Source organism: Nostoc sp., assembly GCF_036917155.1.
Lineage (GTDB): Bacteria > Cyanobacteriota > Cyanobacteriia > Cyanobacteriales > Nostocaceae > Nostoc.
In genome coordinates this window covers 1-13,961 of record NZ_JBALDZ010000101.1, presented here as the reverse complement: position 1 = coordinate 13,961, position 13,961 = coordinate 1, and the positions used below count along the sequence as shown (strand labels likewise).

The 13,961-nt window shown below is 40.6% G+C and carries 12 protein-coding genes; 8 read left to right on the top strand and 4 right to left on the bottom strand.

What is annotated here, in order from left to right:
- Nucleotides 1-672 precede the first annotated feature (672 nt).
- Nucleotides 673-3,237: a primosomal protein N' gene (gene priA / locus V7K67_RS14685; RefSeq protein WP_335167116.1), complete on the bottom strand. Its 2,565-nt coding sequence runs from the start codon at nucleotides 3,235-3,237 to the stop codon at nucleotides 673-675.
- Nucleotides 3,238-4,042: 805 nt separating this feature from the next.
- Here priA and V7K67_RS14680 point away from each other — a divergent pair.
- The 4 genes from V7K67_RS14680 (at nucleotide 4,043) to V7K67_RS14665 (ending at nucleotide 8,036) form a co-directional block, all read left to right on the top strand.
- Complete coding sequence (locus tag V7K67_RS14680) at nucleotides 4,043-5,215, top strand: RpoD/SigA family RNA polymerase sigma factor (protein WP_334705773.1); 1,173 nt, start codon at nucleotides 4,043-4,045, stop codon at nucleotides 5,213-5,215.
- Nucleotides 5,216-5,364: 149 nt separating this feature from the next.
- A complete protein-coding gene (locus V7K67_RS14675) occupies nucleotides 5,365-5,874 on the top strand; it encodes a GNAT family N-acetyltransferase (protein WP_442943839.1) in 510 nt (169 codons plus the stop codon).
- Nucleotides 5,875-6,445: 571 nt separating this feature from the next.
- On the top strand, nucleotides 6,446-6,781 hold the full coding sequence (gene petJ, locus V7K67_RS14670) for a cytochrome c6 PetJ (protein ID WP_334707972.1): 336 nt from the start codon (nucleotides 6,446-6,448) through the stop codon (nucleotides 6,779-6,781).
- 331 nt (nucleotides 6,782-7,112) lie between these two features.
- A complete protein-coding gene (locus V7K67_RS14665) occupies nucleotides 7,113-8,036 on the top strand; it encodes a tetratricopeptide repeat protein (RefSeq protein ID WP_334731034.1) in 924 nt (307 codons plus the stop codon).
- 11 nt (nucleotides 8,037-8,047) lie between these two features.
- Here V7K67_RS14665 and V7K67_RS14660 read toward each other — a convergent pair whose 3' ends face one another.
- Nucleotides 8,048-8,692, bottom strand: a complete 645-nt coding sequence (locus V7K67_RS14660; protein ID WP_334731035.1) for a Uma2 family endonuclease — start codon at nucleotides 8,690-8,692, stop codon at nucleotides 8,048-8,050.
- A 235-nt stretch (nucleotides 8,693-8,927) separates the two neighbouring features.
- Here V7K67_RS14660 and V7K67_RS14655 point away from each other — a divergent pair, with 235 nt between their 5' ends.
- Nucleotides 8,928-9,482, top strand: a complete 555-nt coding sequence (locus tag V7K67_RS14655; protein WP_334731036.1) for a hypothetical protein — start codon at nucleotides 8,928-8,930, stop codon at nucleotides 9,480-9,482.
- A 69-nt stretch (nucleotides 9,483-9,551) separates the two neighbouring features.
- Here V7K67_RS14655 and glgX read toward each other — a convergent pair whose 3' ends face one another.
- Nucleotides 9,552-11,678, bottom strand: coding sequence for a glycogen debranching protein GlgX (glgX, locus tag V7K67_RS14650; protein ID WP_334731037.1), 2,127 nt, complete (start codon nucleotides 11,676-11,678; stop codon nucleotides 9,552-9,554).
- A 367-nt stretch (nucleotides 11,679-12,045) separates the two neighbouring features.
- On the opposite strand from glgX, the gene V7K67_RS14645 reads away from it, so the two are divergent.
- The 3 genes from V7K67_RS14645 to V7K67_RS14635 all read left to right on the top strand — a co-directional run bounded on the left by V7K67_RS14645 (nucleotide 12,046) and on the right by V7K67_RS14635 (nucleotide 13,411).
- Nucleotides 12,046-12,270 carry a hypothetical protein gene (locus V7K67_RS14645; protein WP_334706207.1) on the top strand — a complete coding sequence of 75 codons (225 nt, stop codon included), beginning with the start codon at nucleotides 12,046-12,048 and terminating at the stop codon, nucleotides 12,268-12,270.
- Nucleotides 12,271-12,410: 140 nt separating this feature from the next.
- A complete protein-coding gene (locus V7K67_RS14640; RefSeq protein WP_334706200.1) occupies nucleotides 12,411-12,707 on the top strand; it encodes a hypothetical protein in 297 nt (98 codons plus the stop codon).
- Nucleotides 12,708-12,901: 194 nt separating this feature from the next.
- Complete coding sequence (locus V7K67_RS14635) at nucleotides 12,902-13,411, top strand: hypothetical protein (protein ID WP_335167113.1); 510 nt, start codon at nucleotides 12,902-12,904, stop codon at nucleotides 13,409-13,411.
- Here V7K67_RS14635 and V7K67_RS14630 read toward each other — a convergent pair.
- Entirely contained in the window at nucleotides 13,381-13,659 is a 279-nt protein-coding gene (locus V7K67_RS14630) for a hypothetical protein (protein WP_334731039.1), read from the bottom strand. The two genes, V7K67_RS14635 and V7K67_RS14630, sit on opposite strands and share 31 nt — an antisense overlap.
- Nucleotides 13,660-13,961: the final 302 nt, after the last annotated feature.

The following is a 13,961-nucleotide window of genomic DNA, read 5'->3' as shown; positions in this document are numbered from 1 at the left end:
TGGCTGATGAGGCTGATTTTCTTCATGCCCTCTAATCTACCATCTCTCTGTACTTATTTTTCCTGGTAGCCTAATTTCCACCGTGAACGGTTACGATAGCACAGTGGTAGCGAGTCCGTGAGCATCTTGATTCTGAATTCTTCTTCAAAAAACTGGCATCTCCTGACGGCAACAGCTACAACGCCAATAAAGCCCTCCCATGCTGATGTGGCGGAGTAAAACAGTTGAACATCCAGGGCAAGTATGCCTGCTGTTCATTAAGTGCTTGATTGTTGTTATGAAAATAGGCTGTTGGGTGCGATCTGGTTTTAGATGCCTTGACCGCAGCATTAAATTGCTTAATAAAGTATTCATTTCAAAACCTGGATTGATTTGATCGCTGTGTAACCTCTAGCCAAAAAGCTTTTACAGCTTGCTCTAATTGGTCTTGTAAGGAACAGCATAACAAACAGATGTTTGAAATCGAGTATTTACAAGCGTTTGATTTATAGTTGAGTTGTATTAATTAAGCAATAAGTTTAGCTTTTCCCTATTCATAGATAATACTGCGATTCACTTCATCTATCTCAGGGTAGATTATTCTTAGATAGACTCAATTACCAAGCAAATTAGCTTTATTTGTGAGTGCGCTACTGGGTGTGGTAGTAGTTTTTGATCATATATATAATCCGATCACATAATATTAATTGGGTCTACATCAATAGTTAAACTCACAGACGAAGGACAAAGCGATCGCACTTCTTCCCAATCTGGCAACTTTGGTAAGGCATCGGGGTCAAATTTAATCAATATCTGCCAGCGATAACGATTAGCTACTCGTAAAATACTTGCTGGTGCTGGGCCTAATATCTCGAATTCTTCTTCTGTACTCAAGGCTGTGGCAATAATTTGCGCCGTATTTTGCACTTGAATGGGGTCGAGACTACTTAAACGCAACAAAATTAACCGCCCATAAGGGGGATAATTAAGCGCTTGGCGTTGTTCTAATTCAGCTTGAGAGAAAGACTGGTAATCGTGCGATCGCACTGCTGCAATTACCTGATGTTCTGTAGTATAAGTCTGCACAATCACTCTACCCGGATCTTCGCCTCTCCCAGCACGCCCAGCGACTTGAGTCAAGGTTTGAAATGCCCGTTCGCTGGCGCGATAATCTGATAAATTTAGCAATCCATCAGCGGCAACTACGCCCACAAGTGTCACCTGTGGTAAATCCAAACCCTTGGTGAGCATTTGCGTACCCACTAATAAATCTGCTTCGCCGTTGGCAAACTGGGTGAGTAGGGTACGATGTGAGCCTTTGTTGCGGGTGGTATCGCTATCAAAACGAATCAAGCGCAACTCTGGAAACTGTCGCCCTAATTCTTGCGTTACCCGTTGAGTACCGCTACCGAAAAATTTTAGGTAAGGGGAACTACAATCAGGGCAAAATTTGGGGTGCGATCGTGCATAGTTACAGTAATGACACCGCAATAATTCCGGCGCTTTTTCTTCGGTGTGGTGATACGCCAGCGACACATCACAGTGCGGACATTCCAACACATATCCACAACTGCGGCAAGATACAAAAGTACTGTGTCCCCGGCGATGGATAAATAAAATCCCTTGTTGTTTTCTTTCTTGCAGCTGTTGCAAAGCTTCTTGCAGGGATCTACTAAATATAGAACGATTTCCCTGCTGCAACTCTTGCCGCATATCGACTATTTCCACCGGCGGTAAAGGGCGGGAGTTGATACGCTCAGGGAGAGAGAGGTAGTGGGAGGGATGAGGGGGATGAGAAGGATATTGCTCCCTCATCTCCCCCATCTCCCCCATCTCCCTCATCCCTCCCACACTTACCCAACTCTCCAAGGAAGGTGTAGCGGAACCCAACACCAAGGGGCAATTTTCTAATTCGGCTCGCCACTGGGCAACGGTGCGGGCGTGGTAGGTGGGTATGGGGGAATCTTGTTTAAAGCTGCTGTCGTGTTCTTCATCTAAAATAATTAAACCCAAGTTGGGTAAAGGGGCGAAAACGGCGCTACGAGTCCCAATGACAACTTGGGGTTCTCCTGTGAGCATTTGCCGCCAAGTATCGTAACGTTCACCATCGGAGAGGGCGCTGTGATAGACGCTGACTTTATTACCAAAACGGGCACGAAAACGATCGGTTAGCTGGGGTGTAAGTCCAATTTCTGGGACTAAAACCAGGGCAGATTTACCTTGGTTGAGGAGAGGTGCGATCGCTTGCAAATATACTTCGGTTTTTCCTGAACCTGTCACCCCATGCAATAAAACTTGAGCAAATCCATCTAGTGTCTGGATTGTCGCTAAGGCGCTGGCTTGAGCAGTAGTTAAAGATTTAGCACCATCACCTACTAATGTTGGGCCTTGTTCTGTTCGCAATACTTCCCGTTCTTCAACAACGATGTAACCCTTTTGTGTCAAAGTTTTGAGAATAGAGGAACTAGCATTGCAAATTTGCAGTAATTCATTTTGCCACAACTCCCCACCATGCCGCCGCAGCACTTCTAAAATCTCTCGTTGACGAGTAGTTAACTCTTGGTCAATTGTACCTGTGAGGGTGACTGCTTTTTGCAACTTTGGTCGAGTCAATCGCGGTGGTTCTAAGTAGCTTTCTACTAAACCAAATCGTAATAACTCCCGAATTCCCCGATAAGCAGATTTGACTTTTTGCTGAAGGTAAACAAAACTGTAGTCCCCCGCCGGTTGCCCTTGCAAAAGTTCCCAAACTTGCCGCGCAGTCGGAGTCAAAAAAGCCAAAGGATCGGCAGATCCCAGCAAATAACGACTTCCCCCTGCCTCTCTCCCTCCAACCAGACGGATACGACGCTGCGATCGCCCTAGCAACCCTGGTGGCAGAGCAACCCGGATTACTTGAATCAGTGGCGTATAGTAATATGCAGCTACTCGGTTGAGTAATTCCCAATAAGCACTTGGGAAAAATCCAACGCTGACTATATCTTCTACTTCCCGGATTTTTTCTGGTGGTAAATCGATATTTGGTTGTGCCAGTAACCGAATTGCGATCGCTCCTAATTGTTGTGCCCCAAATGGCACGCTCAAAATATCCCCTGGTTTGATTTCTAACTGGGCTGGCAATCGATAAGTAAATAGTCCTGTACTTCCTGGACAGTCTACTAATACTTCAACCCACCGATTCAGATTTGCACCTGACTGGTATGATTCACCTGCTTGGGCCACCACTAAAGGAGATAAATTTATTTCATTAATATACATACTTGCTGACTTTATATTTAGATATTTCCCTCACATAGCTGGTTAAAATCAACCTCGCTAACTAAACTCCGATTTTTCTTTTTCTTAAATTTAAATGGTATTTCTCAATACTGTTATTCTTCATAATACTTGATAATTTTCTTCTTATGTAATCTACTAGACAAATTCGTATCAACTATACATGCAATAAATATTTGGTACTCACTATACAAATAAAAGCATGTCGGCTATTGCTGCAACAGTTGCTCTATCTACTAAATATGGAGTAGCCTTTTTCCGCCTATCGGTAGATATTCAACTCTATCTGCTTATGAGATGCTTTTATACAAGGTAAGCTCGTACCAAAATTAAGCTGCCATTCCTGTAATTTGTATCATGTAGGCAACTTTAAATCAAATTGGTAATACATAAATCGAGTAGTAGGTTTTTCTCTTATCTAGTGACATCTAGCACTTAAGATATTAAAAACATTTAGAAAAATATATGAAAGTTTAAGAAAATTGGATGATTAACTGAGATTTTTATATTTGTTAAGGTTGAGAAAGTTTGAGGGGGATTTGACATATTTGATAATTCAGAAAAAAATGAAGAATATATCTGTTGGGAATCCGAGAAGAAAGTTTTGTTGGGTGCTAAGGTAAGTTTCGCTATAGGTTGTATATAACTGTAACCTATATGTGCTAAGTAGATGCCGATTTTTATTTCTGTAGATAAATTAGCATCAGCCTGTATTTCGCTATCTAAAGGGGTGCATCGTCCATTAGGGAAAACTACCAAGCCTCAAAATAGTAGGTGTAACTAAATTCTGTACCAAACAAAGCAACAATCCCTAAAGGAAACTATGAATATTGTTGAATTAGGAAAAATGGAAATACTGGAGAATGCTGCTGATATTGAAGAACCATCACTCGATAGTTTAAATGCAGTAGCAGAAGAAGAATCTCCAATTGTAGTAGAAAATCTGGAATCAGACGAACGCGATGGAGATGAAATGGCGGCGGCTCGTCCTTCGGGATACAACAAAACCGAACATGATGATGCTGTTGGCGCATTTTTTAAAGAAATGGCGCGTTATCCGCTGTTAAAAGCTGATGAAGAAGTAGAGTTAGCGCGGCGAGTCAGATTTCTAGAGGAAGTTAGAGAAATACAAGCGGCTTTAGAGTTAAAACTGGAACGTGAAGCCAGCAAACTAGAAGTAGCTTCCGAGCTAGAAATGACGGAAAAGCAATTAGAAAGTCGCTTGTATCAAGGGAGAGTAGCGAAACGCAAAATGATTCGCTCAAACTTAAGATTGGTAGTATCTATTGCCAAGCGATACCTAAACCGGGGAGTGCCTTTTCTGGATTTAATTCAGGAAGGAGCAATGGGTTTAAATCGTGCTACCGAAAAGTTTGATCCCGATAAAGGATATAAGTTTTCTACTTACGCTTATTGGTGGATTAGACAAGCGATTACCAGAGCTATAGCTAACGATGCACGGACAATTCGGCTACCTATACATATTGTTGAAAAGCTTAACAAGCTGAAAAAAGCCCAACGGGAACTCAAACAAAAACTCTCTCGTAATCCCACTGAAGCTGAAATGGCAGAAGCTTTGGAAATGAGTGTACAACAACTACGCCAGCTACAACAACTACGGCGACAAGCACTTTCTCTCAACCATCGTGTCGGTAAAGAAGAAGACACAGAATTGATGGATTTGCTAGAAGATGAAGACAACTTGTCTCCAGAAGCAAAAATGAATGAAAACATGATGCGTCAGGAGATTTGGGAAGTCTTGGGTGACGTGTTAACTCCACGAGAGAAAGATGTGATTTCTCTGCGCTATGGTTTGACAACCAGCGAACCCTGCACTTTAGAAGAAGTTGGCAATATGTTCAATCTTTCTCGTGAGCGAGTGCGTCAAATTCAAAGCAAAGCCATGCGAAAATTGCGCCGTCCTCACATAGCTAAACGTTTAAAAGGTTGGTTGATTTAATTACATTAATCAAGATAGAGATGCAATACCTAACCTAATTAGGGCTTGCAATTCGTAAAAATCAGGCATTTTGTAGCTTTTTTCGGCTCTTATTTAGTCAATACTCAAAAAAAATTGCCCAGTTACCTATAGACTATGGACTATCAACTATGGACTATAGACTAATGACTTTGGGTAGCAATTTGATTGTGCGTTTTGCCGAACCAGCCGATTACAGCGTGCTGTTTAAATTAATTGAGGGACTTGCAGAGTATGAAAAATTATCTCACGCTGTTACTGGCAATGCTCTAGCACTTCAAGAGCATTTATTTGGTTCACGGAGATATGTAGAGGCAATCTTAGCGGAATCTGCGGGTCAAGCTGTTGGCTTTGCGCTGTTTTTTCATAATTATTCAACATTTCTGACTAAGCCAGGAATTTATCTGGAAGATTTATTTGTTTTACCAGAATATCGCAGGCAAGGTATTGGTAAGGCTCTCCTGACTAAAGTAGCTCAGATAGCTGTAGAACGTGATTGTGGGCGATTAGAGTGGAGTGTCTTGGATTGGAACGAGTCAGCCCAAGCATTTTACCGTAGTATGGGAGCATCTATATTAGATGATTGGCGAATTTGTCGTGTTACAGAAGATGCGCTGATTCAGTTAGGATCGGTTAAATAAAAAATAAAGGATGAAGTATAAAAGATGAAGCAGGAAAATTTTCATCTTGAATATTTCATCCTTAAATTTTGATGATTTTTTTGATAAAATCTCCAAACTTACATAAATACGAATTAAAAGGGAACAGGGAACGGGCAACAGGCAACAGGGAAATCCCCATAATTAAAATCAGGGGATTTGTACAAGGACACATTGAAACATCGTGGCTGACGCCATCTCGTTTCAAATATTTTTATCTCTTTTCATAAATAAATTTAGGGGCTTTAAACCCTGTATTCGGGGCTAATTTTTTTTCTGTTCCCTGTTAAGAGTTCCCTGTTCCCGCCCCGAAGGGGCTTGGTAATTTAAGATTGTCATAATCTAGATGTAGTGTTTCGTCAAGAAACACCTTCTCGTCAGATATTGTTGCTGACTAACAACCCTAAATCTAAAAACTCAAAGATTCAAAAACTAAAAACTTTATTTAATAAAGCGAAGTTTGACAGCCTGTCGTTTGACTATGGCAGCGGCTCAACTGACAATTATGGAGGATATTGCACCGAATAAGCCGTTATTGCAGAGGGAACACGAAATGAAAAAAATGATTACAGTCATGCTGTTAGGCATAGCAATCTTCACCTTTGCCTTCAGTAGTCCAGCATGGGCAGGGGATGCTACTAGTGGAGCTAAAGTATTTAGTGCCAATTGTGCTTCTTGTCATGCGGGAGGAAAGAATCTGGTTCAAGCTGCCAAAAACTTGAAGAAGGAGGCTTTGGAAAAGTATGGTTTGTACTCAGCAGAGGCAATTATTGCCCAGGTTACAAACGGTAAAAATGCTATGCCCGCCTTCGGCAAACGCTTGAAGCCTGAACAAATTGAAAATGTAGCTGCTTATGTGCTTTCACAAGCAGATGAGGGATGGAAGTAGACTAAAATCTAACTTCAAAAATTAACAATTTGCGGGGCTTTTTGTCCCCGCTAATTTTGTTGCTACTGAAATGATCAAATAGGATGCTTAGAGGATGTTTGAAAAGTTTTGGGCGAATATAATTCGCTACTACACTGGCATTGTCCGCCTCTGCTGACTAACGCAAAATCAATGTCTTCAACCCACGGAGGTGGGTTTCGTCTGTGTAGCCGCGAATTATATTCGCCAGGGCTTTTCAAACATCCTCTTATACCAATTTTGGATTAAAGAGTCTTTACAAAAAGACTGTTCCAAAAATATCAAACAATACTACCTATCCTAATTTGGTATTATGAGTGATTTCTGGCGATTATTTTTCAGTATAATTATTGCTTTACCTCTCACTTTTTTGACTTTACCTGCACATTCTTCACCCATTTTGATTACCCAAATTACAGCGGGTGATTTCTTAGAGTTGGGTGTAGATAAGATGCGGCACGGTGATTATCAGGAAGCAATAGAGAATTTCAACCAGGCAATTGCACTTGAGAAAGATTTGGCTGTGGCTTATAGCGATCGCTGTCTTGCTTATCTCCAATTACAAGATTACCATCAAGCGATCGCAGATTGTACTCAAGCCATAAATTTTGCACCGGATAACTTTGAGGCTTATCTGAACCGAGGAGTAGCACACTACAGACAAGGGGATTATCCTGCTGCCATTGTCGATCATAACCGAGCGATCGCACTTAAACCATCCGATTTTCGAGCTTACTACAACCGAGGGCTAGCCCATGCTGGCGATGGAAAAGACTCAGAGGCAATTCTTGACTTTAATTTAGCCTTAACTCAAATTCCTCGAATAACTAGCTTACTGCTTGCAGATATCTATAATGACCGAGGTTTAGCGCATTTTGTCTTGCAAGATACCCAAGCTGCGATGCTCGACTTTAGTTTAGCAATTCGCCTCAATGCTAATGATTATAGAGCGTACTTTAACCGAGCTTGTGCTTGCGGCCGAAACGGAGATGACTTTGGTGCAGTGCGTGATTTTTCCCAAGTTATCAGACTTAACCCCAGTAATGCCCAGGCTTACGTTAATCGGGGGGTAGCTCAGTATCGCTTAGGATATCATTTAGGAGCTATATCTGATTTACAAAAAGCATCTGAGTACTTTGAAAATCAAGGAAAGAGAGTTGCCTACGAAAAAACTCTAGATTTACTGAAGAATCTGCGACAACAAATTTCCTTTGCAACGGAAATTGCTCTTTTATAAGACTTTCAGTACTATAGAGGGTATCCACCAGCTTGAAAAATCTGTTCGGCGGTTAAGCTTAATTCGGGGAAAAGAGGTGAGATAATGCGTTGTTTACCGCCGCAGGCATCGCTACCTCGAAACTGGCTGACTTGGTATTCTCCCTCAATTAAGGTGTAGACCGAGACAGTTGGTTGTTTGGGGTTGCCAATAAACCGCCTACCGCCTAAAGCAGCATAATCTACAATCCAATATTCTGGGATGCCTACAGCCTCATAGTCAGCAGCTTTTTTTAAATAATCATCACGCCAATTGCTACTCACTACCTCAACTATTAAGGGTATTGATTCCGCTTGATTTACAGTAGATTCTTTTTTCCACAGAGGTTCGTTGACCAAGTTGGGGCGATTTAATATCAGCACATCTGGTGAGTAAGCAGATTCATTTTCAGGCGGTTTGACTAATACTGTTTTAGGTATGAAGTAGGGGAGATTTAAACGAATACACTCTCTAGTAATTTCAAAGGCTAAAAATCCAACTACCTCTTCATGGTCGCCTGTAGGTTGCGTCATCTCTACGATTACTCCATCATGCAATTCATAACGTTTTCCTGTGTTGTCAGGGTATTTAGCAACGAATTCATCGAATGTAACTAGTTTGCGTAAGGCTTGAATCATAAATTATTGCCATTCGTCTCAATGCTAATGATTATAGAGCGTACTTTAACTGTGGTGTGCTGGACAAAATGGAGATGACTTTGGTGCGAGGCTTTAAGGCTTATTTCCCTTCACTTTTTGGGGCCTAGCTTTCTTCTAAAACACAATGTTTCTAGCCCTTGAAGATCGCACGTCTGGGAATTTGAGCATCTGGCTAGCAATTAAAGATATCCTTTCTGAATAAACAAGCATATTCATGAGCAATAAATCACTACCAACCACGCAAAAACAAGGTAAAGCGAGGCTGGGAGATCAAATTCGCAATATTGCCGATCGCCTTAAACAAGAGACTGATGTACAGATACAAGCAACTTCTCGGATTTTAGGGGCTGCTGCTCAAATTGCCGAAAATCATGACCGACTTATTAATGAAGTAGTTGATATGGTTGAGTCAGACCTAAATGCAGAGAAAAACGTATATCAAAAGTATACTTATACTATTGATATTCTGAAGCAACAGTTTAAAACATTACGGAATGCAAAGGCTCACTTTAATCTGAAAGTTAGTAGTTGGGAATCACTAGTTAATAAATTAAATGCTACATCTTACCAAACAACCATAATACAGAATAAACCTCAATCAAATCAGGGCTTGGCAGAAACTAATATGATAAATGGTGAATATAATTTTAATAATATTGAAAAATTGACGGTTTTTTTAGAACCTGATGTTGCAGAAATGTTCCCCAATTCGGAAGCAGTAAATGAAGCTCTACGTTTTCTAATTAGAGTTACGAGTAAAAATCGTTGAAGCATTATAACAACCTTATAGAAAAATATCTTTTTCTATAAGATTAAGTCTGTTTTTCTCCTCACACTACTAACTAATAAGGCGTAACACCATCAAAGATCGATCTGTAACTGGTACAGTTTGAGAGCCTGAAACTAATTTTCCCCGATCTAAAAAGCGAGGTTCATTAGTGTCAATTACTATCTCCCATACTTTTTCTTTAAATTCATTAGGCAAAGCAAAGTCAATTAACTCGTAGTGAGCGTTAAAAAACAACAGAAAACTTTCATCAATAATCCGCTCACCACGCTCCCCTGGAGTAGCTATTCCCTGCCCATTCAAAAAAATCTCCATTACTTTAGCATAACTAACTAGCCACTGCTTCTCAGTCATTTCACTGCCATCAGAATTAAACCAAGCAATATCATTAATGCCTAAACCGTGAATGGGGCGACCTTGAAACCACTTACGTCGTCGGAATACTGGATGCTGATTACGAAAATTAATTAGTTCACGTGTAAAGTCTAGTAAATCCGAGTTCGCTTTATGTAAATCCCAATGCCGCCAGGAAATCTCATTGTCTTGGCAGTAGACATTATTATTTCCCTTTTGACTACAGCCAATTTCATCTCCCTCTAATAGCATTGGGACACCTTGAGATAGCATTAGAGTTGCTAAAAAGTTTCGTCGTTGTCGTTCGCGCAAACGCATTACTTCTAGATCGTCGGTTTCGCCTTCTACACCACAATTCCAGGATCTATTATGACTTTCACCATCTCTACTATCTTCCCCGTTTGCTTCGTTATGCTTTTCGTTGTAGCTGACCAAATCATTTAACGTGAAACCATCATGAGCAGTTATGAAATTAATACTTGCATTTGGGTTGCGTCCATTGGTTTGATATAGGTCAGGGCTACCAGTAAAACAGTAAGCAAATTGTCCTAAACTATCATCTACACCACGCCAAAAATCTCGTACTGTATCCCTATATCTACCATTCCACTCAGACCAACGTAGTGGAAAGTTCCCGACTTGATAGCCGCCTTCTCCTAAATCCCAAGGTTCAGCAATTAGCTTTACATCTGCCAAGATTGGGTCTTGATGAATAATATCAAAGAAAGCTGATAGATTATCTACTTCATATAATTCCCGTGCTAGCGCCGATGCCAAATCAAAGCGGAAGCCATCTACATGCATTTCTATTACCCAATAGCGGAGGCTATCCATGATTAACTTCAGAACTTGAGCATGACGCACATTCAGAGAGTTACCGCAGCCTGTAAAATCCATGTAGTAGCGAGGATCATCTTTTACCAAACGGTAATATACAGAATTATCAATACCTCGCAAAGATAGCGTTGGCCCGAAATGATTTCCTTCGCCAGTGTGATTGTAGACTACATCTAAGATTACTTCAATTCCAGCAAAATGTAGTGCTTTGACCATTTGCTTGAATTCAGTGACTTGTTGTCCCCCAGTTCCACTAGCACTGTAACTAGAATAGGGGGCAAAATAGTTGATGGAATCGTAGCCCCAGTAATTCTTTAATCCTTTGTCTTCTAAATGTCCTGGATGAGATAGAAAATGATGTACTGGCATCAACTCAACTGCTGTAATTCCCAATTGCAGTAAGTGTTGAATTGCAGCCGGATGCGCCAACCCAGCATAAGTTCCACGTAATTCTTCTGGAATAGCTGGATGTAGTTTTGTAAAACCTTTGACGTGAGTTTCATAAATAACAGTTGTATGCCAAGGTGTAGCAAGCAGTTGATCGCCTTCCCAATCAAAAGATTGATCGACTACAACACACTTGGGCATTATTTTGGCATCATCTAATTTAGAAAAAACTAAGTCTTTTTTCTCAGCGTCAAAAGAGTAACCAAAGACAGATGGATCGTTACTAAACTCACCGTCAATTGCTTTAGTGTAGGGATCAATCAATAGTTTGTTTGGATTAAATCGATGACCTACTTCCGGTGACCACATCCCATGCACTCTAAACCCATACTTTTGACCTGGGCCAACTCCTGGTAAGTAACCATGCCAAACAAAATTGTTTTTTTCTGTCAGAGGTAAGCGAATTTCCTCGTCATCGTTATCAAATAAACAAAGCTCTACCCCTGTTGCATTTTCCGAAAATAAAGCAAAGTTTGTTCCTTTACCATCCCAAGTTGCACCTAAAGGATATACTTTACCTGGCCATAAAGTTACATACATAAGTAAATCTTGAATAATTTAATTTTTCGGCAAATAAATAATTGACTTCGATTTTTTTGAATAATTAGTTAAAGTTGAAAGTTACTAATAATTCGTTAAAATCACTAACATTAAACTATAACTTATAAGTAATGTCATCTGATCTATCATTAGTAATAGAAATTTCTATTCCTTAAGTTAGAAAAATTAATGCAGAGGGCAACAGGCTGAAGAAAACTGCTGTGTCTGCGACACGCTGCACGATTTGCTTCAGTAAAGCAATCATCGGAAAAGCTTCTTTCCCTCTGCTCCCGTTCGGCTACGCTCACGGCAAGCCTGCCACAACAATAACTGCGGTTTAAATGATAAGTCTTTAGCCGGACACTACATGACTTCTTCAAATGCGATCGCTCTTGAGGCTAACTTGTATGTTACCTACAATAGTGGCGCTCATAGATCCGTCTTCGCTAACCCTACTGACAAGCCCACAGATTTTGCACCGTCTTTTGTGAATTTAGATTTGAGCGGGCGTATACCTCTAACTAGCAATTTAGGACTCGAATTCTTAGGTGTGTCCTTTTCTCTCTGCTTTCTCTGTGACTCTGTGGTTTAAAAGTTATTTATTGAACCACAGAGGCGCAGAGAACACAGAGAAAAGACGAGTTTTTGGTCACTATACAATATCGTGCGTTAGGCTAAAGCCGTAACGCACCCTATTTAAGATTTACTTTTAATCTAACATCTAAAATTGCGATGAGAGCTAGAATTGACAATCAAATACTTTTTATCCACCACGAAGATTTACCAGAGTTTAAGAAAGGTGGTTCGGTGGTGAGAAACTCTTATTTCTGGGCGTTACGTTCAATTGCTGCTCGTGCTTCGCGTTATCGTGATTGGGAATACGAACCGGAGGTTTGGCTAGCACTTTCAAGAATGCTTTTATCTTTTGCTGAATCTGGGTATTTGGGTCTTAGAGAAACCTTACTAGAGTTTCCTATATCTCAAGGGGAAATTCCGAATTTGCTGCGAGATGTATCTACTTTTGAGTAGGGTTAATGCCACGAGTAAGAGTACTGAATAACCATAATATTTTAATCTGGTTATTAGCGATCGCTAAAGGTTAAAATCATTTCCAGTTTGAATGGTTGGTGCAACCTTAGGAGATAGCTTTGTTCAATATCAACTTTTCTTTTTGTATCTGGTTAAAACAGCGTTATACAGTCATTGGAGTTTTATTGCTTGCTATGTCTATTACAGCTTGCAATAACTCTGCTACATCACAACTAGCATCTGCCAATCGCCCAACGCTGGCAAATCTTTCGGACAGGTCTAATCCATCTTCTCCACCCGCCTCTGGCACACAAAATCCTGTAAAGAACCAGTCCCAAGAACAACAAGCAGTCCAACTCATTCATGATTATTACGATGCCATCGCTCGCCAAGACTATAAACAAGCTTACTTGGCTTGGGATGGAGATGGTACTGCCAGTAAGCAATCATTTGAGGAATTTCAGCAGGGTTTTGCTAACACCGTATCCATTGTTGAAGAAGTCGGAAAACCGGGTTCTTTAGAAGGGGCAGCAGGTTCGCTATATATTGAAATTCCCGTTACTGTTACGGATGTTACTAGCAATGGAACTCCACAGCGTTTTCATGGTAGCTATAAGCTGCGACGAGTCAATAACGTTCCTGGCTCAACTCCAAAGCAAGGTAGATGGCATATCTACTCGGCCAATATTTCTCTTGAGCAGTAATTGGTTCTAGAAAAATGAATATTTGATAGATAGCCCTCATCATCACTGACTTTAACAGTTTGTTCAAATACTGTTCCTCCTTCTACTGAACCAATATGGCGAAATTCTGAGGCATCATACCAAAGAAAACATTGATGCTCTCGGATAATGAAATAGCCTTTTCGAGCTACGATACCACTCAAAAAGTTCAAAGTGCAGAAATTTCGGTCAGCGATCCACACATCATCTTCTTGAGAAGATATTTGCAATAGACATCTGGTGAAAATGAATGTAGAGACGTAGCACTGCTACGTCTCTACAAGGACTCTGGATAACGCATATTTAATTTCTGGAGATGTCTAATGGGTGCTACATGTAGATTGCAGGTTCTTAAACCCTTTAATTTACGATAACTGAAGTTGAGATTAGCTGTTACCAGGGGTTAAGAATAAGCTAAAAGCCGTTCCTGACTGGCATGTGGGTTTGCACATAAGATGAAATTTGGACAACGGAGTTACAAGGGTTTGGGGCGACTAGATTCGCGCATAAAGTGAAAACCCTTACCCCACAA